Origin of the sequence: Xanthomonas sp. NCPPB 1754, assembly GCF_041475725.2 — a bacterium.
Lineage (GTDB): Bacteria > Pseudomonadota > Gammaproteobacteria > Xanthomonadales > Xanthomonadaceae > Xanthomonas > Xanthomonas euvesicatoria.
In genome coordinates, this window is record NZ_CM192982.1 from 742,101 (window position 1) to 761,824 (window position 19,724).

General features: G+C 65.2%; 20 protein-coding genes. 12 read left to right on the forward strand and 8 right to left on the reverse strand.

Annotation, left to right across the window (positions count from 1 at the left end; genetic code table 11):
- Positions 1 to 19: 19 nt before the first annotated feature.
- The 3 genes from ACCQ15_RS03250 to ACCQ15_RS03260 all read right to left on the reverse strand — a co-directional run bounded on the left by ACCQ15_RS03250 (position 20) and on the right by ACCQ15_RS03260 (position 1,329).
- Positions 20 to 298 carry a hypothetical protein gene (locus ACCQ15_RS03250; protein WP_008574343.1) on the reverse strand — a complete coding sequence of 93 codons (279 nt, stop codon included), beginning with the start codon at positions 296 to 298 and terminating at the stop codon, positions 20 to 22.
- Positions 299 to 385: 87 nt separating this feature from the next.
- On the reverse strand, positions 386 to 727 hold the full coding sequence (locus ACCQ15_RS03255) for a VOC family protein (protein ID WP_372381213.1): 342 nt from the start codon (positions 725 to 727) through the stop codon (positions 386 to 388).
- Positions 728 to 759: 32 nt separating this feature from the next.
- A complete protein-coding gene (locus tag ACCQ15_RS03260) occupies positions 760 to 1,329 on the reverse strand; it encodes a lipocalin family protein (RefSeq protein ID WP_008574341.1) in 570 nt (189 codons plus the stop codon).
- A 368-nt stretch (positions 1,330 to 1,697) separates the two neighbouring features.
- Between ACCQ15_RS03260 and ACCQ15_RS03265 the strand changes: the two genes are divergently transcribed.
- Together ACCQ15_RS03265 and ACCQ15_RS03270 are read left to right on the forward strand one after the other, a co-directional pair.
- Positions 1,698 to 2,009 carry a hypothetical protein gene (locus ACCQ15_RS03265; RefSeq protein ID WP_014089304.1) on the forward strand — a complete coding sequence of 104 codons (312 nt, stop codon included), beginning with the start codon at positions 1,698 to 1,700 and terminating at the stop codon, positions 2,007 to 2,009.
- A gap of 67 nt (positions 2,010 to 2,076) precedes the next feature.
- Complete coding sequence (locus tag ACCQ15_RS03270) at positions 2,077 to 4,170, forward strand: prolyl oligopeptidase family serine peptidase (RefSeq protein ID WP_372381214.1); 2,094 nt, start codon at positions 2,077 to 2,079, stop codon at positions 4,168 to 4,170.
- A gap of 243 nt (positions 4,171 to 4,413) precedes the next feature.
- Here ACCQ15_RS03270 and ACCQ15_RS03275 read toward each other — a convergent pair whose 3' ends face one another.
- Positions 4,414 to 5,598, reverse strand: coding sequence for a pyridoxal phosphate-dependent aminotransferase (locus ACCQ15_RS03275; protein ID WP_372168602.1), 1,185 nt, complete (start codon positions 5,596 to 5,598; stop codon positions 4,414 to 4,416).
- Between the two features lie 144 nt (positions 5,599 to 5,742).
- On the opposite strand from ACCQ15_RS03275, the gene ACCQ15_RS03280 reads away from it, so the two are divergent.
- The 8 genes from ACCQ15_RS03280 to hslU all read left to right on the forward strand — a co-directional run bounded on the left by ACCQ15_RS03280 (position 5,743) and on the right by hslU (position 13,717).
- Positions 5,743 to 7,815 carry a S9 family peptidase gene (locus ACCQ15_RS03280; protein ID WP_372174063.1) on the forward strand — a complete coding sequence of 691 codons (2,073 nt, stop codon included), beginning with the start codon at positions 5,743 to 5,745 and terminating at the stop codon, positions 7,813 to 7,815.
- A 367-nt stretch (positions 7,816 to 8,182) separates the two neighbouring features.
- The gene (locus ACCQ15_RS03285) at positions 8,183 to 8,581 is read left to right on the forward strand and encodes a YbaN family protein (RefSeq protein WP_078591314.1); all 399 of its coding nucleotides are present in this window, start codon (positions 8,183 to 8,185) and stop codon (positions 8,579 to 8,581) included.
- A gap of 56 nt (positions 8,582 to 8,637) precedes the next feature.
- Complete coding sequence (gene lptM, locus ACCQ15_RS03290) at positions 8,638 to 8,892, forward strand: LPS translocon maturation chaperone LptM (RefSeq protein WP_014089308.1); 255 nt, start codon at positions 8,638 to 8,640, stop codon at positions 8,890 to 8,892.
- On the forward strand, positions 8,882 to 9,736 hold the full coding sequence (dapF, locus tag ACCQ15_RS03295) for a diaminopimelate epimerase (protein ID WP_014089309.1): 855 nt from the start codon (positions 8,882 to 8,884) through the stop codon (positions 9,734 to 9,736). The genes lptM and dapF overlap by 11 nt, the downstream gene beginning before the upstream one ends.
- Entirely contained in the window at positions 9,733 to 10,404 is a 672-nt protein-coding gene (locus ACCQ15_RS03300; protein WP_011346312.1) for a DUF484 family protein, read from the forward strand. Before dapF ends, ACCQ15_RS03300 begins: the two co-directional genes overlap by 4 nt.
- 179 nt (positions 10,405 to 10,583) lie before the next feature.
- Positions 10,584 to 11,501, forward strand: a complete 918-nt coding sequence (gene xerC, locus ACCQ15_RS03305) for a tyrosine recombinase XerC (protein WP_218506693.1) — start codon at positions 10,584 to 10,586, stop codon at positions 11,499 to 11,501.
- 196 nt (positions 11,502 to 11,697) lie between these two features.
- Entirely contained in the window at positions 11,698 to 12,249 is a 552-nt protein-coding gene (hslV, locus tag ACCQ15_RS03310) for an ATP-dependent protease subunit HslV (protein WP_005997221.1), read from the forward strand.
- A gap of 100 nt (positions 12,250 to 12,349) precedes the next feature.
- Positions 12,350 to 13,717, forward strand: a complete 1,368-nt coding sequence (gene hslU, locus ACCQ15_RS03315; protein WP_372381215.1) for an ATP-dependent protease ATPase subunit HslU — start codon at positions 12,350 to 12,352, stop codon at positions 13,715 to 13,717.
- Positions 13,718 to 13,917: 200 nt separating this feature from the next.
- On the opposite strand, the gene ACCQ15_RS03320 is transcribed toward hslU, so the two are convergent.
- The 4 genes from ACCQ15_RS03320 to ACCQ15_RS03335 all read right to left on the reverse strand — a co-directional run bounded on the left by ACCQ15_RS03320 (position 13,918) and on the right by ACCQ15_RS03335 (position 17,721).
- The gene (locus tag ACCQ15_RS03320; protein ID WP_008571705.1) at positions 13,918 to 14,373 is read right to left on the reverse strand and encodes a nucleoside deaminase; all 456 of its coding nucleotides are present in this window, start codon (positions 14,371 to 14,373) and stop codon (positions 13,918 to 13,920) included.
- Positions 14,370 to 14,870, reverse strand: coding sequence for a GNAT family N-acetyltransferase (locus tag ACCQ15_RS03325; RefSeq protein WP_008577306.1), 501 nt, complete (start codon positions 14,868 to 14,870; stop codon positions 14,370 to 14,372). Before ACCQ15_RS03325 ends, ACCQ15_RS03320 begins: the two co-directional genes overlap by 4 nt.
- A 113-nt stretch (positions 14,871 to 14,983) precedes the next feature.
- Positions 14,984 to 16,072, reverse strand: a complete 1,089-nt coding sequence (locus tag ACCQ15_RS03330) for an HlyD family secretion protein (RefSeq protein WP_008577304.1) — start codon at positions 16,070 to 16,072, stop codon at positions 14,984 to 14,986.
- Positions 16,069 to 17,721 carry an MFS transporter gene (locus ACCQ15_RS03335; protein ID WP_372381216.1) on the reverse strand — a complete coding sequence of 551 codons (1,653 nt, stop codon included), beginning with the start codon at positions 17,719 to 17,721 and terminating at the stop codon, positions 16,069 to 16,071. Before ACCQ15_RS03335 ends, ACCQ15_RS03330 begins: the two co-directional genes overlap by 4 nt.
- Positions 17,722 to 17,807: 86 nt before the next feature.
- Here ACCQ15_RS03335 and ubiE point away from each other — a divergent pair, with 86 nt between their 5' ends.
- Positions 17,808 to 18,569: a bifunctional demethylmenaquinone methyltransferase/2-methoxy-6-polyprenyl-1,4-benzoquinol methylase UbiE gene (gene ubiE / locus ACCQ15_RS03340; protein ID WP_008577300.1), complete on the forward strand. Its 762-nt coding sequence runs from the start codon at positions 17,808 to 17,810 to the stop codon at positions 18,567 to 18,569.
- Positions 18,570 to 18,759: 190 nt separating this feature from the next.
- Complete coding sequence (locus tag ACCQ15_RS03345; protein ID WP_008577298.1) at positions 18,760 to 19,650, forward strand: GGDEF domain-containing protein; 891 nt, start codon at positions 18,760 to 18,762, stop codon at positions 19,648 to 19,650.
- Positions 19,651 to 19,724: the final 74 nt, after the last annotated feature.

Genomic DNA, 19,724 nt, shown 5'->3' on the forward strand with positions numbered 1-19,724 from the left:
GATTCGGCCTTATGACGTCTCAGGCCCCATCTTGCACCGCGAGCATCTGCTGCGGCTGCAAGCCCAGGCAGTGGAAGTCAACCAAATCCTCACCCTGATGCCACTGCTGCTCTACCCAGGCCTGTCCCCACCGATCCACCTCGTAAACCTCGAACGTTTCGCCGAGCATCGAGAGAAGCCGGTCTCTTTCCAGTTGCGGCAGGTGGCAGACAGTGGACTGGCGGAGATGCGTGACCTGGACGCGCGTACCGACCCGAACGACCAGGCCGATGCTGTCAGTTGTGGTTTGCTCCGGCATGGAGCCTGATACCTGGGTTAGCCGAGCCGCGACGCGGCGTCGGCTTGGACGAATTGCCAGGCCGCGCGACAGGCTCGATCACAGGAGCTAGCGCTGCCACAGGCCGTGATCGTTTCCGCCGAGCAGGTAGATGGCACATCGACCCCGGCCGGGAAGTTCCATCGGTGGGACTGCGACCGTGCCGCCTGCCTCCATGATGGCCGAAACAGCCGATTCGATGTCTTCGACGAGCCAGTAGGGGCGAACAACGGGCCGTTCCGAGTCGCGCAGAGGTGCGCGAACACCGACGAGGCCGCCGCCGGCCAGGTATGCGGTGCGGGCGTTACCCAGCTCGGGTACCGGCTCGCCGAATTCGGCGCCCTGCACCGCGTAGGCGGCGCAGACCTCCTCCGTGTTGCAGGTAACGATCTCCAGGTACTGAACCTTCAAGCCACACCTCCAACGGATGACGTCCGATCGCGCTAGCGCTTGTTCGGCACTTCAAAGCCTAGGCGGTCCACCTGTTCGCGCAGCTGCGGTACCCGCTTGAGTTTGTCGGTATAGATGGAATAGTCGTCGCGCATCTTGTTGACCAGCATGCGGTACTGGTCGCGGCTCATGTCCGGCTTGCGCGAGAAGATCCAGGCCAGGTCGCGGCCCGGGTAGGAGATCAGCATCCACGAGCCGTCGGGGGCGATCTCCAGGATGCGCTGCTTGGCCGGGATGACCTTGTAGAACCAGACGCGCCAGTCGCGGTTGCCGCTGTCGGCATCCACCGAGGCGCGCGCATTGACTTGCTTTTCCGGTTCGCCGAACCCGTCGCGGTACAGATAGCGCACCGCCACCTTGCCGTCTTCGACCAGGGTGTATTCGTCGCGGCTGGTGACGTGGCCACGCTCGACCGCGTTGGGCATGCGCGCAATCACGTACCAGGTGCCCATGATCTTGGACAGGTCGATTGCCGGCTCCGTGGCGGACGTGTCCTTGGCGTGTGCCACGGGCAGGCCGAGGACGAGCAGAACAGCGAGGGCGATCGTAACGGTCAGGCGCATCGCAACATCACAAAGAGGCAATCGGAGCAGCACACTACCGCATGCAGGGGGCAAGTTCGCGTCAACGGTCGGGTCTGGCATCGGCAGCCGGGCAATCCGCGGCAGACGCCGGGCGGCTGGGGCCGGCTGGCGGGCGCCGATCAGGCGCTGGCGCCGCGATCGACCCGCTGGCTGCGCCGCGCGGCGTCGGGCCGGTGCCGCGCGCCGACGTTGCAGGGGTCAGCAGCACGCGTGGAGGCCGGTGACGCGCCTGGGCAGGCGCCCGCAATCGCGCCCCGCAGGATGCCCGCGTCAAGGTCGCAGCCTGTGAGATGGGCTGCGGCAATCCTGCGCGCCTGTTGTGATCCTTCCTGCCACGGAGTGCCGCCATGTCGCATCGTCCTGCTTCCCGTTCCGAACGTCCCGACCCGCGCGTGCTGCGCCCGGTGCGGCAGATCGCCCTGGCCGGGCTGGCCCTGGTGCTGGTCTGGCCGGCCGCGCGAGGCAGCAGCGAGTGGATCGGCTGGTTGCCGCTGTGGCTGGTCGGCATGCCGATGCTGGCGTGGTGGAGCCTGCACCGGTTTGCCCTGCCTTCGTTGGCAACGCGTGGCGCGCGCCGGGTTGCGCCCCGGCGGCGTGGCCCGCAGGCCCAGCGCCGGCGCAGCGCTTCGCGTACGGCGACACAGGCGCGCGCAGCCTGACCTTCGGCAGGGTTGGCCGGCGGGGCGCTGTGCTACGTTCCGGGCATTCGTGTTTCCGGAAACATTCATGTCCAAGTTCGCCTCGATCTGCCTGGTTGCCGGCCTGATCACCGCTGGCGCCGTCTCTGCAGAGGAACCCCCCGTGTCCAACGATCCCTACGCCTGGCTGGAAGATGTCACCGGCGCCAAGCCGCTGGACTGGATCAAGACCCAGAACGCCAAGACCGAGGCGCGGCTGGCCAGCACGCCGGCGTTCAAGCAGATGGAAACCAGCATCCGCGAAGTGCTGGATTCGGACGCCAAGATTCCCGGCGTGCAGAAGATCGGCGCGTTCTACTACAACTTCTGGAAGGACAAGCAGCACGAGCGCGGCCTGTGGCGGCGTACCACGCTGGACGAGTACCGCAAGGCTTCGCCCAAGTGGGAAACGGTGCTGGACCTGGATGCGCTCAACAAGGCCGAAGGCGAAAACTGGGTGTGGCACGGTGCCGACTGCCTGCGCCCGGACTACCAGCGCTGCCTGATCGCGTTGTCGCGCGGCGGTGCCGATGCCGATGTCACGCGCGAGTTCGACCTGGGCAGCAAGCAATGGGTCAAGGACGGTTTCTTCCGCCCCGAGTCCAAGGGCGGGCTGGGCTGGATCGACCGGGACACCGTCTACGTGTTCACCGATTTCGGCGCCGGCAGCATGACCAGCTCCGGCTACCCGCGCATCGCCAAGCAGTGGAAGCGCGGCACGCCAATGACTGCCGCGACCGTGGTGTACGAAGGCAAGCCGACCGATATGTACATCGCGGCTATGCATGACGACACGCCCGGTTTCGAGCGCGATTTCGTCAGCCGCACGCTGGCCTTCTACAACGACGAGTTGTATCTCAAGGGCGCCGACGGCAAGCTGGTCAAGGTGGACGTGCCCAATTCGGCCAGCAAGTCGGTCAAGCGCCAGTGGCTGACGCTGGAACTGCGCGAGCCGTGGACGGTGGGTGGCAAGACCTACAAACCCGGCACCTTGCTGGCCACGCGTTTCGACGATTTCATGGCCGGCAAGCGCAACTTCGATGTGTTGTTCGAACCCACCGACACCACCTCGCTGGCCGGCATGGCGTGGACCAAGTCGCATCTGGTGTTGAACGTGCTGGAAGACGTCAAGAACCGTCTGAGCGTGATCACGCCTTCGCGCGATGGCTGGAAAAAGAGCGCGTTCGTCGGTGCGCCGAGCTTCGGCACGGTGGATGTCGGCGCGGTGGATAGCGACGACAGCGACGCGCTGTGGCTCACTGTCACCGATTACCTGACCCCCACCACCTTGTCGTGGGTGGAGGTGGGCTCTGCGCCGCAGCCGCTCAAGACCATGCCGGCGTTCTTCGATGCCGGCAAGGACACCATCGAGCAGCACTTCGCCACCAGCAAGGACGGCACCCGCGTGCCGTATTTCCTGGTACGCCCGAAGACCTTGAAGCTCGACGGCAGCGCGCCGACCCTGCTGTACGGCTACGGCGGTTTCGAGATTTCGATGACGCCCAATTACTCCGGTGGCCTGGGGCGCGCGTGGCTGGAGAAGGGCGGCGTCTACGTGGTGGCCAATATCCGCGGCGGTGGCGAATACGGCCCGCGCTGGCACCAGGCCGCGCTCAAGCAGAACCGCCACAAGGCGTATGAAGATATGGCCGCGGTGGCCAAGGATCTGGTGGCGCGCAAGATCACCTCGACCAAGCATCTGGGCGTGCAGGGCGGCAGCAATGGCGGCCTGATGACCGGCAACATGCTCACCCAGTATCCGGAGCTGTTCGGTGCGGTGGTGGTGCAGGTGCCGCTGCTGGACATGAAGCGCTACAGCCACCTGCTGGCCGGCGCCTCGTGGATGGCCGAATACGGCAACCCGGACACCGACGACTGGAAGTTCATCCAGACCTTCTCGCCGTACCACCTGTTCGATGCGAAGAAGACCTATCCGCCGGTGATCTTCCTGACCTCCACGCGCGACGATCGCGTGCACCCCGGCCACGCGCGCAAGATGGCCGCCAAGATGATCGAGGCCGGCAAGGACGTGACCTATTACGAGAACATCGAAGGCGGCCACGGCGGCGCGGCCAACAACGCGCAGGCCGCGCATATGGCCGCGCTGGCGTACAGCTTCCTGTGGGAGCGGTTGGCCGACTGAGGCGCCGTCCACATGCGGCATGATGCGTCGCGCGACACGAGGCCGCTGGCAGTTTGCAGCGGCCTCGTGTCGTTAGAGGGTTTTGTCGTGGGTCAACATGCCCGAGCGTGTGCGATGTTGGCCTTGCCGATGGCGTTGGCGGTCAGCGGGTGCGCAGTGGAGAACGCGCGTGCTACGCAATGCGCGAGGCGTCGGCGCCTTACGCAAAACGTCCGTGCAGCGCACTGCGGGTCACGCAGCCTGCTACAACCGCTTCAACCCACGCGCAATCCGCTCCACCGCCTGCTGCAGACGCGGCAGGCTTTGCGTGTAGGCAATGCGGACGTGCTGGTTGGCGCGGTAGTGGCCGAAGTCGATGCCGGGCGTAAACGCAACATGTTCGGTTTCCAGAAAATGCGCGCAAAACGCCTGCGCATCATCTGAAAATCCGCTGATGTCGGCATACAAGTAAAACGCGCCTTGCGGTTCGACTGCGATCTCGAAGCCCAGCGCACGCAAGGCAGGCAGCAGGTAATCGCGACGCTGCTGAAACTCACCGCGGCGCGCTTCGAAGATGGCGATGCTCTCGGGCGTGAAGCAGGCCAGTGCGGCGTGCTGGGCAATTGTCGAGGCACTGATGTAGAGATTCTGCGCGAGCTTCTCCAGTTCCGGCACCGCGTCGGGCGGTGCGATCAGCCAGCCCAGCCGCCAGCCGGTCATGCCCAAGTACTTGGAAAAACTGTTCAGCACGAACGCGCCATCGTCCACCTCCAGCACGCTGTGCGCGTCCAGGCCGTAGGTCAGGCCGTGATAGATCTCGTCGACCACCAGATGGCCACCGCGCGCATGCAGCGCCTGCGAAAGCGCAGCCAGTTGCGTGCGCGACAGCACGCTGCCGGTGGGATTTGCCGGTGAGGCCACCAGGGCGCCCACGCTGTCGGCGTTCCAGGCGCTCTCCACCAGCGCAGGGGTCAATTGATAATCGCTGTCCGGGCCGACCGGGACCAATTGCGCGGCGCCTTCGACCAGGCGCAGAAAATGCCGGTTGCACGGGTAGCCCGGGTCGGCGAGCAACCAATGCTTGCCCGGATCCACCAGCAGGCTGCTGGCCAGCAGCAATGCGCCAGACCCCCCGGGTGTCACCAGAATCCGCTCCGGATCGAGGTTGCAGGCGTAGCGTTGCGCATAGAAGCCGGCAATCGCCTCGCGCAGCGCCGGCAGCCCGCGTGCGGCGGTGTAGCGGGTGTGGCCGGCTGCCAATGCCGCCTGGCCGGCAGCGACGATCGGCGCGGCAGTGGTGAAGTCGGGCTCGCCGATTTCCAGGTGGATCACGTCGTGGCCGGCCTGCTCGAGCGCATTGGCGCGCGCCAGCAGCGACATGACATGAAACGGGGCGATGTCCTGGCTGCGACGGCTATAGCCGCCTGCGTACGGAAGTGTGGAATCCATTGGCTCGATGATAGACCAGCATGACCCAGGACACATGGCGCCCGACAAGGGGCTCTTCCACACTCCGGTGCCGGGATGGCATTGCGTTCATCCAATGGACCCCAATCTGATGAAGCCGTCCTCACTCTTCTGATCGCCAGCCTGATGACCACATCCCCTGCCTTCGCCGCCCTTCCGTCGCCGCCAGACGTCGCCAAGCACCCGCATGTGGTCAAGGCGCCGTTCGGTGCGACCCGCAACGACGACTATTACTGGTTGCGCGACGACAAGCGCGAAGACAAGGCGGTGCTGGCGTATCTCGACGCCGAGAATGCCTACACCGACAAGGTGATGGCGCCGCTGAAACCGTTGGAAGAAGCGCTGTACACCGAGATCGTCGGGCGCATCAAGCAGGACGATGCCAGCGTGCCGTATGGCGAGCGCGGCTATTGGTATTACACGCGGTTCGAGACCGGCAAGGATTATCCGATCCAGGCGCGTCGCAAGGGCAGCATGGAGGCGCCGGAACAGATCCTGCTAGACGTCAACCAGATGGCGCAGGGCAAGGGCTACTTCAGCGTGGGCGATGCCGCGGTGAGCCAGGACAACCGCATCCTCGCCTGGGCCGACGATGCCGTTGGCCGCCGTCAATACACCATCCGCTTCAAGAACCTGGACACCGGCGAACTCTATCCGGACACCGTGGAAGGCGTCTCGGCCAATGTGGTGTGGGCCGACGACAACAAGACGCTGTTCTATGTCGAAAACGACCCGGAAACGCTGCTCACCGTGCGCGTGAAAAAGCATGTGCTCGGCACGCCGTCCAAAGACGATGTGCTGGTGTACGAAGAGAAGGACGACAGCTTCTACATGGGCATCGGCCGCACGCGCGACGACAAGTACATCACCATCGCGGTGGAAAGCACGGTTTCTTCGGAAACCCGCTATGCGTTGGCCGCCAAGCCGGACACCTTCACGGTGCTAGCCAAGCGCGAGCGCGATGTGGAATACCACGCCGAGCATTTCGATGGCCGCTGGGTGATTCGCACCAATGCCGATGACGCCAGGAACTTCAAGCTGGTCACTGCACCCACCGGTGCGACCACGCGCACGCAGTGGACCGACTGGGTGGCGCACGACGACAACGTCTACATCGAAGACTTCGAATTGTTCGATGGATTCACCGCCATCGAAGAGCGTTCGGGCGGACTGGAGCGTGTGCGCTTGCTCATGCGCGATGGTAGCCATGAATACGTCAAGGCCGATGAACCGGCGTATTCGATGGGTCTATCTGTCAACGCCGAGCCGGATACCGTCTGGCTGCGTTACAGCTACACCTCGCTGACCACGCCGGCGACCACCTACGAGCTCAACACGCAGACCGGCGAGCGCCGGTTGCTCAAGCAGCAACCGGTGATCGGCTACGACGCCAGCAAGTACGTGACCGAACGCGTGTGGGTGACGGCACGCGACGGGGTCAAGGTGCCGGTGTCGCTGGTGTACAAAAAGGGCTTCAAGAAGGATGGCAGCGCAGCGCTGTTTCAGTATGCGTACGGCAGTTACGGCATGTCGATGGACCCGGCATTCAATCTGCCGGCGATCAGCCTGCTGGACCGCGGTGTGGTGTATGCCATCGCGCACATCCGCGGCGGCCAGGAAATGGGGCGCCAGTGGTACGACGACGGCAAGCTGCTGCACAAGCAAAACACCTTCAATGACTTTATCGATGTCACCCGCGGTCTGGTCGCGCTAGGTTACGCCGCCAAGGACCGGGTTGCCGCATCCGGTGGGAGCGCGGGCGGTCTGCTGATGGGCGCGGTGGCCAATATGGCGCCGCAGGACTATCGCGTGATGGTCGCGCAGGTGCCGTTCGTCGATGTGGTCACCACCATGCTCGACGCCAGCATTCCGCTCACCACCAACGAATACGACGAGTGGGGCAACCCGGAAACCCAGGACGATTACCAGTACATGCTGTCGTACTCGCCGTACGACAACGTGCGCAAGCAGGCGTACCCGGCGCTGTTCGTGGGCACCGGCCTGTGGGATTCGCAGGTGCAGTACTGGGAGCCGGCCAAGTGGGTGGCCAAGCTGCGTGACGACAACACCGGCACCCAGCCGATCGTGTTCCGCACCAATATGGAAGCCGGGCATGGCGGCAAATCCGGACGCTTCCGCCGCTACCGCGAGCTGGCCGAATCGTATGCGTTCGTACTGGATCAGTTGGGCGTGAAGTAGCTGGACGGGCGGGATTGGGAAGTCGGGATTCGGGATTCGTTACAGCGGATGGCTTGGGCGGCAGCTGGCTGCTCGCTGGGATGCGAGCGGCTTGCGCGTCTTCCATCTTCCGCCTCACCGCCTTCGTTTTTCCTTATCGGCGTGGTGCGTTCGCTGCCTCGCCCTGCAGCGAGCCGGGCATCGCAGTCAGGCGTCGCTGCGGCTGGGGCTGCGTATCTGACCGCAGCGCGGTGGGGCGACGCGGCAGATCTGGCGGCCAGCGCGCGCTGCACGCCGCCCGCTGCGCAGAGCGCGCCCTTCTGCAGCGATAGAATCATCGCTGCAGGGCCGACTCACCAAACCGCAGCGCTGGCCGTATCATTTGCGCATGACGCGACCGACTCGATTCCGCTGGGCCTGGTGGTTGCTGGCCTACGCCAGCCTGGTTACCGGCATCGTCGGGATCTTCGTCCCGGGGCTGCCGACGACGGTCTTCATCCTGATCTCTGCCTGGGCGGCCTCGCATGGCTCCGAACGCCTGCACAACTGGCTGCTGTCGCATCCGCGCTTCGGCCCGGCGATCGTGGAATGGCAGACCTACCGGGCAGTCAGCCGCAAGGCCAAGTGGATGGCGACGCTGACCATGACGGTCTGCGCCGCGATCATGCTGTGGTGCGTGCCGGTGTTCTGGGTCAAGTGCCTGTCGATCGGCAGCATGGCCGTGGTGGCGATCTGGCTGTGGTTGCGCCCGGAGCCGCCGCCGCGCCCGCTGCCAGGTGCGCACTGAACGCAGCGCGCCTGCCAGCGCACGGCCGTAACGGCGTTCTGGCTATACTTCGGCCCATGAGCATCATGTCCCGACCGTCTGTTCGTCTCGCACTGGTTGGTGCGACCTTTCTCCTGCTTGCCGCTTGCGGCAACAAGGGCCCGCTGGTGATGCCGCAGAAGCCGGTGCCGGTGGAAGCCCAGCCGGTGCCGCAGCCGGCGGATGCGTCGCAACCGCTGGACGAGTCCACGCCTGCGCCTGCGCCGGTGGATGGCGCTACCAAGCCCGCATCCACCACCGACCAGCCCGCTAGCAGCGGCAATGAGCGCTGACGGTCGCAGCGGGCGTCTGCGTTTCACCAAAATGCATGGCGCCGGCAACGACTTCGTGGTGCTGGACCTGCGCGACGGTACGCCGCCACCGGATGCCGCACTGGCGGCGCAGCTGGCCGACCGCCACTTCGGGGTGGGCTGCGATCAGATCCTGACCATCGAGGCACCGCGCAGCCAAGGTGCCGTGGCGGCCTACGGCATCTGGAATTCCGATGGCTCGGCCGCACGCCAATGCGGCAACGGCGCACGCTGTGTCGCCGCGTGGCTGGTGCGCGACGGCACGGCCCAGGGCGAGCGCTTCATCATCGACAGCCCAATGTCCGCGCACGCGGTCGAGCGCCTCGACGGCGACCGCTACGCGGTGGCGATGGGTGTCCCGCAGTTCGAGCCCGCCCAGATTCCGCTGGCCGGGTTTGCACATGCGCGCGACGAATATGCGCTGCCGGTGCACGGCGAGACCGTGCGCTTTGGCGCGGTGTCGATGGGCAACCCGCACGCGGTGGTCGAAGTCGGTCGCGTCGATGCAGCACCGGTGGAACGCGTAGGCGCGCTGCTGCAGCAGAACGCGGCGTTTCCCGATTCGGTCAATGTGGGTTTCGTGCAGGTGGTCGACCCCGCGCATGTGCGCCTGCGCGTGTTCGAGCGCGGGGTGGGCGAAACGCTGGCCTGTGGGAGTGGCGCCTGTGCGGCCGCGGTGGTGTTGATGCAACGCGGCCGTGTCGAGCGCGATGTGCAGGTGTCCTTGCCCGGTGGCGAGTTACGCATTCGTTGGCCCGGCGACCAGGAGCAGGTGGTCATGTCCGGCCCGGCGGTGTTCGTCTTCGATGGAGAATGGAACCGATGAGCGAGAACACGGACAAATTCGGCGCGCACGAAGTGGCCACCTGGTTGCGACGTCACCCCACCTTCCTCAAGCAGTTCCCGGATCTGGCGGTGAGCTTGCTGGTGCCGCGCGACGACGGCCCCACCGCTTCGTTGGCCACCTACCAGCTGGAAGTGCTACGCGACAAGAACCGCGAACTTTCGCGCCGCCTGCACGAGCTCGGCAGCAATGCGCAGGAAAACGAGCGGCTGGCAGTGCGCACGCATCAACTCACGCTTGCGTTGATGCGCCAGACCAGCGCGGCCGACACGCTCAAGGCGATGGCCGCCTCGCTGGCGGAAGATTTCAACGGCGAACTGGTGCGGCTGGTGTTGCTAAAGCCCGTCGATGCGCTGGATGCGGACTGGCTGCAGACCATCGCAATCGACGATGCACGGCTGGCGCCGTTTCGCGATTGCCTCAACGATGGCGAGCCCATCTGCGGCCGCCTGCAAGCTGAAAAACACACGCTGCTTTACGGCGCACAAGCGGGGCAGGTGCACTCCACCGCGTTGCTGCCGCTGCCGGGCATCGGCCTGATCGCGGTGGGGAGCAGCGATGCCAACCGGTTCTATCCCGGCATGGGCACGCTGTTCCTGCGCATGATGGGCGAATCGTTGAGCGTGGCGTTGCAGCGCTTCGACGTGTGAGGCCATGGCTGCGCACACCGACGTTGGCGACATGGGGCGCTGGTGGTGGCGCTGCTTTTGCAGCAGGGAGAGTGAGGTGTTGGCAGTCGAGTCTCTGCGTTGTCTGCACCTGCAGGGCGCGCGCGTCGCGCGCGTGTTGCAGATGACGGCAGTCACCCCGCGCAATCGGGAGCGCTGAGGTGTCATCGGTCGACGAGTTCCTGACGTACCTGCAGGTCGAGCGGCAAGTATCGGCGCACACGCTGGACGCGTATCGGCGCGACCTCGCGGCCCTGGTCGTCTGGGCAGCCGAGCAGGCGACCGAAGCTGGCGTGCAGGACGCTGCAGTGCCTGGCGAGACTGCACAGCTCGACAGCGCGCACTTGCGGCAATTCGTTGCGGCAGAGCATCGACGCGGGCTGTCGGCAAAGAGCCTGCAGCGCCGCCTGTCGGCATGCCGCAGTTATTACGCCTGGTTGCTCAAGCATGGCCGCATTTCGGCCAGCCCGGCGGCGGCGCTGCGTGCGCCCAAGGCGCCGCGCAAGTTGCCGCAGGTGCTGGACGCCGACGAAGCCGTGCGTCTGGTGGAAGTGCCGACCGATGCGCCATTGGGCCTGCGCGACCGCGCGCTGCTGGAAGTGTTCTACTCGTCCGGGCTGCGCCTGAGCGAGTTGTGCGCGTTGCGCTGGCGCGACCTGGACCTGGACAGCGGCCTGGTGATGGTGCTCGGCAAAGGCAGCAAGCAGCGCCTGGTGCCGGTGGGCTCGCACGCGATCGCCGCCTTGCGCGAGTGGCGGCGCGACAGCGGTGCAAGCGCCGACAACCACGTCTTCCCTGGCCGTGCCGGCGGTGCGATTTCGCAACGTGCAGTGCAGATCCGCATCAAGCAGCTGGCCGTGCGCCAGGGCATGTTCAAGGACGTGCACCCGCATATGCTGCGCCACAGCTTCGCCAGCCATATCCTGGAATCGTCCGGCGATCTGCGCGGCGTGCAGGAGTTGCTGGGCCATTCGGACATCGCCACCACCCAGATCTACACGCATCTGGATTTCCAGCACTTGGCCAAGGTCTACGATGCCGCGCATCCGCGTGCCAGGCGCAAGAAAGCTGCAGAGTGAGCGCCAAGCTGTAAGCAGCCGGCAGCCGGCGTCATCGATTCGTGCGGTTCATTGCCGCAGGTCGGTCTGCATGTCGCGTGCAACCGTGTTGCTGTCTCGCAAGTGAGCGCCGCCATCCCTGCCTGCGGCGACTGGTCGCGGCGTGCTTGAACCCGGCAGGGGCGTCCCCACCTCCTTGGAAACCCTCGGAGGATCCATGGACCCTAGCCAGAACCCCAATATCGTTCACGCCACCACCATCATCTCGGTTCGGCGTGGTGGGCATGTCGCCGTCGCCGGCGATGGCCAGGTCACCCTTGGCCATACGGTCATGAAGGGCAATGCACGCAAGGTGCGTCGGCTGGGGCGCGAGGGTCAGGTGCTGGCCGGTTTCGCCGGTGCGGCAGCCGATGCGTTCACCTTGTTCGAATTGTTCGAAGCCAAGCTCGACAAGCACGGCCAGCTGACGCGCGCTGCAGTGGAACTGGCCAAGGATTGGCGCACCGAGCGCCGGCTGGGCAAGCTCGAAGCGCTGCTGGCCGTGGCCGACAAGGAAACTTCGCTGATCATCAGCGGCACCGGCGATGTGATCGAACCGGAAGACGGCATCATCGCCATCGGTTCTGGCGGCTCGTACGCCTTGTCGGCCGCACGCGCGCTGCTGGCGCACACCGAGCTGGATGCCAAGACCATCGCCACCGAAGCGATCAATATTGCCGGCGATATCTGCATCTATACCAATCGCAACGTGGTGGTCGAAGAGCTGTGATTCGGGATTCGGGATTGGGGATTCGCAAAAGCGCTCCTTTCCCTCCGCCCGGATATCCATCGATCGTTCCCATTCCGCTTTTACGAATCTCAAATCCCTAATGCCAAATCCCGATACCGCCACCATGACTCCGCGCGAAATCGTGCAGGAGCTCGACCGTCATATCGTTGGCCAGCACGATGCCAAGCGCGCGGTTGCCATCGCGCTGCGTAACCGCTGGCGCCGCATGCAGTTGCCGGAAGAACTGCGCAACGAAGTGATGCCCAAGAACATCCTGATGATCGGCCCCACTGGCGTGGGCAAGACCGAGATTGCGCGGCGCCTGGCGACGTTGGCCAATGCGCCCTTCGTCAAGGTCGAAGCCACGCGCTTTACCGAAGTGGGGTATGTGGGCAAGGATGTGGAGCAGATCATCCGCGACCTGGCCGATACGTCCGTCAAGCTGTATCGCGAGCAGGCCAAGGTGCGCGTGCGCAACCAGGCCGAAGAGCGTGCCGAAGACCGCATCCTGGACGCATTGCTGCCACGTCGCGCGGCCGGGATTGGGTTTGATCCGGAAGCGGCGCGCAACGAGCCCTCGTCGCAGGACAACGAAACGCGCATCAAGTTCCGTCGCATGCTGCGCAACGGCGAGCTGGACGAGCGCGAGATCGAACTGGACGTGGCGGTGAACGCCAGCATGGACATCATGACCCCGCCGGGCATGGAGGAAATGGGCCAGCAATTGCGGCAGATGTTCTCCAATCTGGGCAGCGGCAAGTCGCAGAAGCGCAAGCTCACCATCAAGGCGGTGCGCCCGCTGTTGATCGAGGAAGAAGCCGGCAAACTGGTCAACGAAGACGACGTGCGCACTGCGGCCATCGAGGCGTGCGAGCAGCATGGCATCGTGTTCATCGATGAGATCGACAAGGTGGCCAAGCGCGGCGAAGCCGGCTCCAGCGGCGGCGATGTCAGCCGCGAAGGCGTGCAGCGCGATCTGTTGCCGCTGGTGGAAGGCTCCAACGTGTCCACCAAGTACGGCACGGTCAAGACCGACCACATCCTGTTCATTGCATCCGGTGCGTTTCATCTGGCCAAGCCCAGCGATCTGATTCCGGAGCTGCAGGGCCGCTTCCCGATCCGCGTGGAACTGACCGCGCTGACCAAGGCCGATTTCGTGCGCATCCTCACCGAGCCCAAGGCCGCTTTGATCAAGCAGTACGAGGCCTTGCTGCAGACCGAAGGCGTGGCATTGACGTTTGCACCCGACGCGGTGGATCGGCTTGCCGAGATTGCCGCGCAGGTCAACGAGCGTCAGGAGAATATCGGCGCCCGTCGCCTGCACACGGTGTTGGAGCGTCTGCTGGATGTGTTGAGCTATGAAGCGCCCGATCGCGATGGGCAGAGCGTGACCGTGGACGCCGCCTATGTGGATGCGCAGCTGGGTGAGCTGGTACAGGATCCGGACCTGAGCCGCTACATCCTCTGACGGTGCTGCACGGCGACGTGCGAACGGTTTAGAAAAGACCCGCCATTGGCGGGTCTTTTGTTTGCAGAAGGCACTGCGAACAAGCCAGGTCTTGGTGCAGATTGGCACTGCGATGCAAGCCAAACAGCAGCGCCACTGCGCAGTGGCATTGCCTGTCATCTGTCACCGCGCACGGCTACGCACCTGCAGTGGCGCTGACGTCAATCCTCGCCAATATCTTCGTTCCACACATCCGGGTTGGCGGAAATATAGCCGCCAAGCAGGTCGATGCATTCCTGGCTCTGCAGATCGATCACGTTGACGCCGTGCTCGCGCAACCACGCGATGCCGCCCTGGAATGTGACCGATTCCCCGACCACCACCGTGCCGATGTTGAACTGGCGAACCAGCCCGCTGCAGTACCAGCACGGCGCCAACGTGGTGACCATGATGGTGTCCTTGTAGCGGCGCTGGCGGCCGGCCTTGCGAAATGCGTCGGTCTCGCCGTGTACCGAGGGGTCGTTTTCCTGCACGCGGCGGTTATGGCCGCAGCCGAGCAGGCGCCCGTCGTTGTGGTATAGCGCCGCGCCGATCGGGATGCCGCCTTCGGCCAGGCCCTGGCGTGCTTCGGTAATGGCGGTGTCCAGCAATGCGCGGTAGTCGGGGGTGGTGATCATGCGAACTCCAAAGGGGCCGCGCCGGCAGGGCGCAGCATGTCGAGATGGGGAATACCATCTTCCAGGTACGGTGCGGAAGCAGGTGCAAACCCGTGCGCCGCGTAGAACGATTGCAGGTGCGCCTGCGCACCGAGCTGGATCGCGTGACCCGGCCACTGCGTGTGCACCAACCGGATGCCTTCGCCTAACAGCGCATGCGCAAGTCCAGTGCCACGAAATGCAGCGGCGACGACCACACGGCCGATGCTCGGTTCGGAATAACTCAAGCCCGGCGGCAGCACGCGCAGGTAAGCCGCCAACGCGGCGTCATTGGCGGTGCCCAGCAGATGCAGCACCGCCGGATCGGTATCTTTGCCATCCAGTTCCGGATAGGCGCATTGCTGCTCCACCACGAACACATCCGTGCGCAGCCGCAGCAGCGCATACAGCTGCGTGGTGTTCAGTTGCGCAAACCGCAGGTGCTGCCAGTGCAGGGCAGGAAGGGGCATGGTGGGCATCACTGCATGATAGCGGCAGTGCCGCCGTTGAGCTGCGACGTCATGCCGGTGTGGGGTACTGGCTGCCTGACCTGCGCCGACACTGGTGCCCACGCGCGGATACCGGTTTGTGCCTAGTCGACTGCGCTGTCGGTATCGACGGCCACCACCACCGACATGCCCGGCCGCAGCCGCGGCGCCAACGGCTGGTCCGGATCGACGCTGATGCGCAGCGGAATGCGTTGGGCAATCTTGACGAAGTTGCCGGTGGCGTTATCGGCCGGCAGCACGCTGAATTCGGAGCCGGCAGCCGGCGAAATGTCCTGTACGCGGCCATGCAGACGCGCGTTGTCCAGCGCATCCACGGTGAAGCTGGCGCGCTGGCCGATGCGGATCCTGGCCATCTGGGTTTCCTTGAAATTGGCCACGATCCACAGCGTGTCCGGCACCAGCGACATCAGCTGCGTGCCGTTGGTGACGTAGGCGCCCTGGCGCACGCCAAGCTGGCCGAGCTGGCCGTCGCGCGGGGCCAGGATGCGCGTGTTGTCCAGGTTGATCTGTGCCAGCTGCACGGTGGCCTGTGCATTGGCGAGCGCGGCTTCCAACGCGGCGCGGTTGACGGTCACGCTGCGGGCGTTTTCTTCGGCAGCCTGCACTGCGGCACGTGCCTGCGCCACGCCGGCATCGGCTTGCGCGCGCGCGGCAAATGCGGTGTCGCGGTCCTGCTCGGAGACCAGTTGCTGGCTGGCCAGCTGCTGCGTCCGTGCATAGGCCGAATGGGTGCGCTCGCGTTGTGCCTGGTTGCTGCTCAGCGCCGCGCGTTGCTCGGCGATCGTGGCTTCGGCGCTGTGGCGTTGTTGATCCCAGTTGGCAAGGTTGGCCTGGGCGGTCTGCACTTGCGCCTTGGCCTGTTCGAGTTGCTGGGCATAGATGCGATCGTCGATGCGTGCCAGCAACTGGCCGCGCTTGACGTGCGCAAAGTCCTGCACCGGTACCTGCGTGACATAGCCGCTCACCTGCGGCGCAATCACCGTGATCTGACCGTGCACCATCGCATTTTCGGTGCGTTCGATCGCACTGACGAACGGCGGCAGGCGCCAGGCATACAGCACCAGCGCCACGCCGATCAGGGCAAGCCCGCCGAAGCCGATGACCCCGGCCAGACGACGACGCCGACGACGTTGCCGGTCGGCAGGCGGGGAGGAATCTGCTGGTGTCTTCATGGGCGCGCAGTGGGAGCAGGAGGAGGAGGGGGCGATACCGAGGGGCGCAGATAGCGGCGCCACAGCAGCACGGACAGGATCCACACGCCGGTGGCGATGGCGATGCAGCCGATCAACAGGAACACGTCGTTGTACGCCAGCACATTGGCCTCGCGCGTGGCGACCGTGCCCAGCGTGCGCACGCCTTGGGCCTGACGCAGTGCCGGGTCGCCGATGCTGCGGCCATACAGGCTTGCATAGGCCTGTACGCGCGCGGCCACCTGCGGGTCGGTCAGCGCCAGATGTTCCACCAATTGGCTGGAATGGTATTTCTCGCGCACCACCTGCACGGTGCCGAGCAGGGCGCTGCCGAGCAGGCCGCCCATGTTCTGCGCCATGCCGAACAGCACGATGAAACTGATCAGGTTGCCCGGCTGCGCGATCACCCGGCCGATGCCGGCCACCATCGCCGGGCCGATGAAGAACGTGCTGCCGAAGGCGAGCAGGAACTGGCTCACATACATCTGTTCGGGGCGGGTGAGGCTGGTGGCATCGGCATCCATGAAGCAGCCCACACAGATGGCCGCCACCGCGATGATCAGATGTTCGGCAACCCGCGCCGGGTTGATCAGCCACGCGCTGGCCGCCACGCCGACCACCGCGCCCAGCAGCATCAGCGCAAACAGGGTCTGCAGTTGCGTATTGGCCAGGCCCAGCGTCTGGAAGAAGCCGATGGCGCCGGTGCTTTGTTCCGACAGCACCAGGCGGATCAACAGGATCGCCAGCCCCAGCCGCAACATGTCCGCACTGGCCAGCCAGCGCGTGTTGATCATCGGATTACGGCGGTTGTGTTCGATCCAGGCCGCCGTGCACAGCAGCACGATGGACGCGGCCAGCACCACGCCCAGCCACGGCGTGCTGGTCCACCACAGCAGGCGCCCGAGCGAGAGCACCGCGGCCAGGCCGGCGGCGCCGGCGGCGAACAGGCTGAAGGTGAGGAAATCCAGCGGCTCGAACACGCGATACCGGTCGCTTGGCGGTAACTTGAGCGCCAGCACGCAGGCCAGCGCGAACACCGCCAGCCCGCACTCGAACAGGTACAGGCCTTGCCACTCGCCAAATTTTAGCAGGTCGGTGGAAAACACCCGCGCCAGCGGCAACGCCAGCTGGGTCATGCCCAGGCCCAGCACCACGGCCTTGAGCCGATATTTCGAGGGAAAGGCCTGGATCACGTAATACAGACCCAGCGAGCTGAGCGCGGCGCCGACCAATCCATGCGCGGCACGCACGGTGATCGCCGAGCTCAGGCTGTGCACGAACAGGTGCGCGAAGGCGATGAGCGCGTACAGCGCCAGGAAGATTTCGGTGAACCGGCGCAACCCGAACTGCTGGCGAAACTTCACCAGCAGCAGGTTCGCCGACATGTTGGTCATCACATAGGCGGCCGGCAGCCACGCCATTTCGGTGGCATAGGCGCCCAGCGTGCCTTGCAGGTAGGTGAGGTTGGCAGTGACCAGGGCGTTGCTCAGTCCTCCGGTGAGCGCCACCACCACGCCCACCAGGCCGTACTGAATACGCCGCCGGATAGGGTGCAGGGGGGGGGAGGCCGACCCCGGCAGGGTGGGCCGCTCGTGGGGCTGCCAGTCGCGCTGGACGTACTTGTCGCGCACTGAGTGCTCGCAGGGCGGTCGCAGGTGAAAACGCGATTGTGGTCCGGTTGCGGTCATGGCGGCGTCAGCAGTGCGATAATCCAGCCATGAGCGAATCCCCCTATACCTCCGGTACCACCCATTTCGGCTTTCGCGATGTCGCTGCCAAGGACAAGCAGAAGCTGGTCGGCGAAGTGTTCACCTCGGTCGCGCGTAACTACGACCTGATGAACGATCTGATGAGCTTGGGCGTGCACCGCGCATGGAAACGCTACTTCGTGGCGACCGCGCAGGTGAAGCCAGGCGACCGCGTGCTGGACCTGGCCGGCGGTACCGGCGACATCGCCGTGCTGCTCAAGGAGCGCGTGGGCAATGAAGGTGCGGTGGTGCTGGGCGACATCAATGCCGGCATGCTGTCGGTGGGCCGCGACCGGCTGACCAACCGCGGGCTGGTGTCCGGTTTCGACTACGTGCAATGCAATGCCGAAGCGCTGCCGTTCCCGGACCAGAGTTTCGACCTGGTGACAATTTCCTTCGGCCTGCGCAACGTCACCGACAAGGACGCCGCCTTGCGCGAGATGTACCGCGTACTGAAGGTCGGCGGCCAGGCGCGCGTGCTGGAATTTTCCGAAGTCACCGCCGAGTGGTTCAAGCCGATCTACGACTTCCACTCGTTCAAGATCCTGCCCAAGCTGGGCCAGTTGTTCGCGCGCGATGCCGATAGCTACCAGTACCTGGCCGAAAGCATCCGCAAGCATCCGCCGCAGGAATCGCTCAAGGGCATGATGGGCGAGGCCGGGTTTGCGCGTTGCCACTTCAAGAACCTGACCGGCGGCATCGTGGCCATCCACTCCGGCTACAAGATCTAAGCAGGTCGTTTCAGCCTGGTTGGCGTCGGCGCGCGTAGCGTGCGCTGGCGCTCGCCCGCCGCGTGCACGGGATCGCGCGTGGCGTGGAAGCGGTGTCGCACATGGATACACCAGCGAAGTTCTGAGACTTCCGTCGCGTTGGCTCCACACGCTCTCGGCGACACTAAACGCTCTTTTGCCGGAGAGTTGGATGCGCTTGTACGCCGGGCTCTCGCGCGTGTTTCCCCGCTCCTTCAGCGCCAAACTGCTGGCGGTGACCTTCCTGGGCATCCATCTGCCGTTGCTGTTGTTGATCGCCTGGTTGGCAGCGCAGAGCGAACTGGACGGGCGCCCGCTGTGGTCGGTGGTGATCGTGGCATTGCTGGCCACCCTGGCCGGCACGGCGCTAACCTTGGTCGCGCTGTACCGGCTGCTGGCGCCGCTGCGCATCGCTGCCGATGCGCTGGATTCGTATTACGCCGATCAACGCCTGCCTACGCTTCCCGAACAGGGTGACGATGAATTGGGCCGCCTGTTGCGCGGCATCAACCGCAGCCTGCGCGGCATCGATGCCGGCATGCGCGATCTCAAGAAACACGCCTTGTTCGACCCGTTGACAGAAGCGCTGAACCGGCGCGGCTGCGAACAGGCGATGCGCGATTCGGTGATCGCCTCCCAGCGCGAAGGCTGGCCGTTCGTGCTGTTCGTGCTGGACATGGACAACCTCAAGCAGATCAACGACCGCTTCGGCCATCTGGCTGGCGACCGCGTGCTGGTGCGTCTGGTGAACTCGGCGTACGGCTGGTTGGGCGCGCAGGACTGGGTCGGGCGTTGGGGTGGCGACGAATTCCTGATCGGCATCCATGCCAGCGAAGACGACGCCACGCTCAAGCTCAACCAATGGCTCTCGATGCTCGAGCGCGAAGATGCCGACGAGGCGCCGCTGCATGTGAGCGCCGGCAGTGCGGTGTGCGAACAAGGGCTGGATGCCACCGAACTGTATCGCCGCGCCGATGCGGCGATGTACCGCGCCAAGTTCTCCGGCGGCCGGCGTCTGGTGCGCGACGGGCACGACGCCCCGCGCGGCCATCCGGTGGCCTGACCTGGGCAAGCCGGTTGCGACAGCGCGTGGCAGGCCATCGCGCGCATGGCCACCGATGGCACGGGCAGGCTGCG

What these genes read in the sequence shown, in the direction of transcription:
- ACCQ15_RS03250 (WP_008574343.1), bottom strand. Translation starts at nt 298, where the DNA reads ATGCCGGAGCAAACCACAACTGACAGCATCGGCCTGGTCGTTCGGGTC.
- ACCQ15_RS03260 (WP_008574341.1), bottom strand. Translation starts at nt 1,329, where the DNA reads ATGCGCCTGACCGTTACGATCGCCCTCGCTGTTCTGCTCGTCCTCGGC.
- ACCQ15_RS03265 (WP_014089304.1), top strand. Translation starts at nt 1,698, where the DNA reads ATGTCGCATCGTCCTGCTTCCCGTTCCGAACGTCCCGACCCGCGCGTG.
- ACCQ15_RS03270 (WP_372381214.1), top strand. Translation starts at nt 2,077, where the DNA reads ATGTCCAAGTTCGCCTCGATCTGCCTGGTTGCCGGCCTGATCACCGCT.
- ACCQ15_RS03275 (WP_372168602.1), bottom strand. Translation starts at nt 5,598, where the DNA reads ATGGATTCCACACTTCCGTACGCAGGCGGCTATAGCCGTCGCAGCCAG.
- ACCQ15_RS03280 (WP_372174063.1), top strand. Translation starts at nt 5,743, where the DNA reads ATGACCACATCCCCTGCCTTCGCCGCCCTTCCGTCGCCGCCAGACGTC.
- ACCQ15_RS03285 (WP_078591314.1), top strand. Translation starts at nt 8,183, where the DNA reads ATGACGCGACCGACTCGATTCCGCTGGGCCTGGTGGTTGCTGGCCTAC.
- lptM (WP_014089308.1), top strand. Translation starts at nt 8,638, where the DNA reads ATGAGCATCATGTCCCGACCGTCTGTTCGTCTCGCACTGGTTGGTGCG.
- dapF (WP_014089309.1), top strand. Translation starts at nt 8,882, where the DNA reads ATGAGCGCTGACGGTCGCAGCGGGCGTCTGCGTTTCACCAAAATGCAT.
- ACCQ15_RS03300 (WP_011346312.1), top strand. Translation starts at nt 9,733, where the DNA reads ATGAGCGAGAACACGGACAAATTCGGCGCGCACGAAGTGGCCACCTGG.
- hslV (WP_005997221.1), top strand. Translation starts at nt 11,698, where the DNA reads ATGGACCCTAGCCAGAACCCCAATATCGTTCACGCCACCACCATCATC.
- hslU (WP_372381215.1), top strand. Translation starts at nt 12,350, where the DNA reads ATGCCAAATCCCGATACCGCCACCATGACTCCGCGCGAAATCGTGCAG.
- ACCQ15_RS03320 (WP_008571705.1), bottom strand. Translation starts at nt 14,373, where the DNA reads ATGATCACCACCCCCGACTACCGCGCATTGCTGGACACCGCCATTACC.
- ACCQ15_RS03325 (WP_008577306.1), bottom strand. Translation starts at nt 14,870, where the DNA reads ATGCCCACCATGCCCCTTCCTGCCCTGCACTGGCAGCACCTGCGGTTT.
- ACCQ15_RS03330 (WP_008577304.1), bottom strand. Translation starts at nt 16,072, where the DNA reads ATGAAGACACCAGCAGATTCCTCCCCGCCTGCCGACCGGCAACGTCGT.
- ubiE (WP_008577300.1), top strand. Translation starts at nt 17,808, where the DNA reads ATGAGCGAATCCCCCTATACCTCCGGTACCACCCATTTCGGCTTTCGC.
- ACCQ15_RS03345 (WP_008577298.1), top strand. Translation starts at nt 18,760, where the DNA reads ATGCGCTTGTACGCCGGGCTCTCGCGCGTGTTTCCCCGCTCCTTCAGC.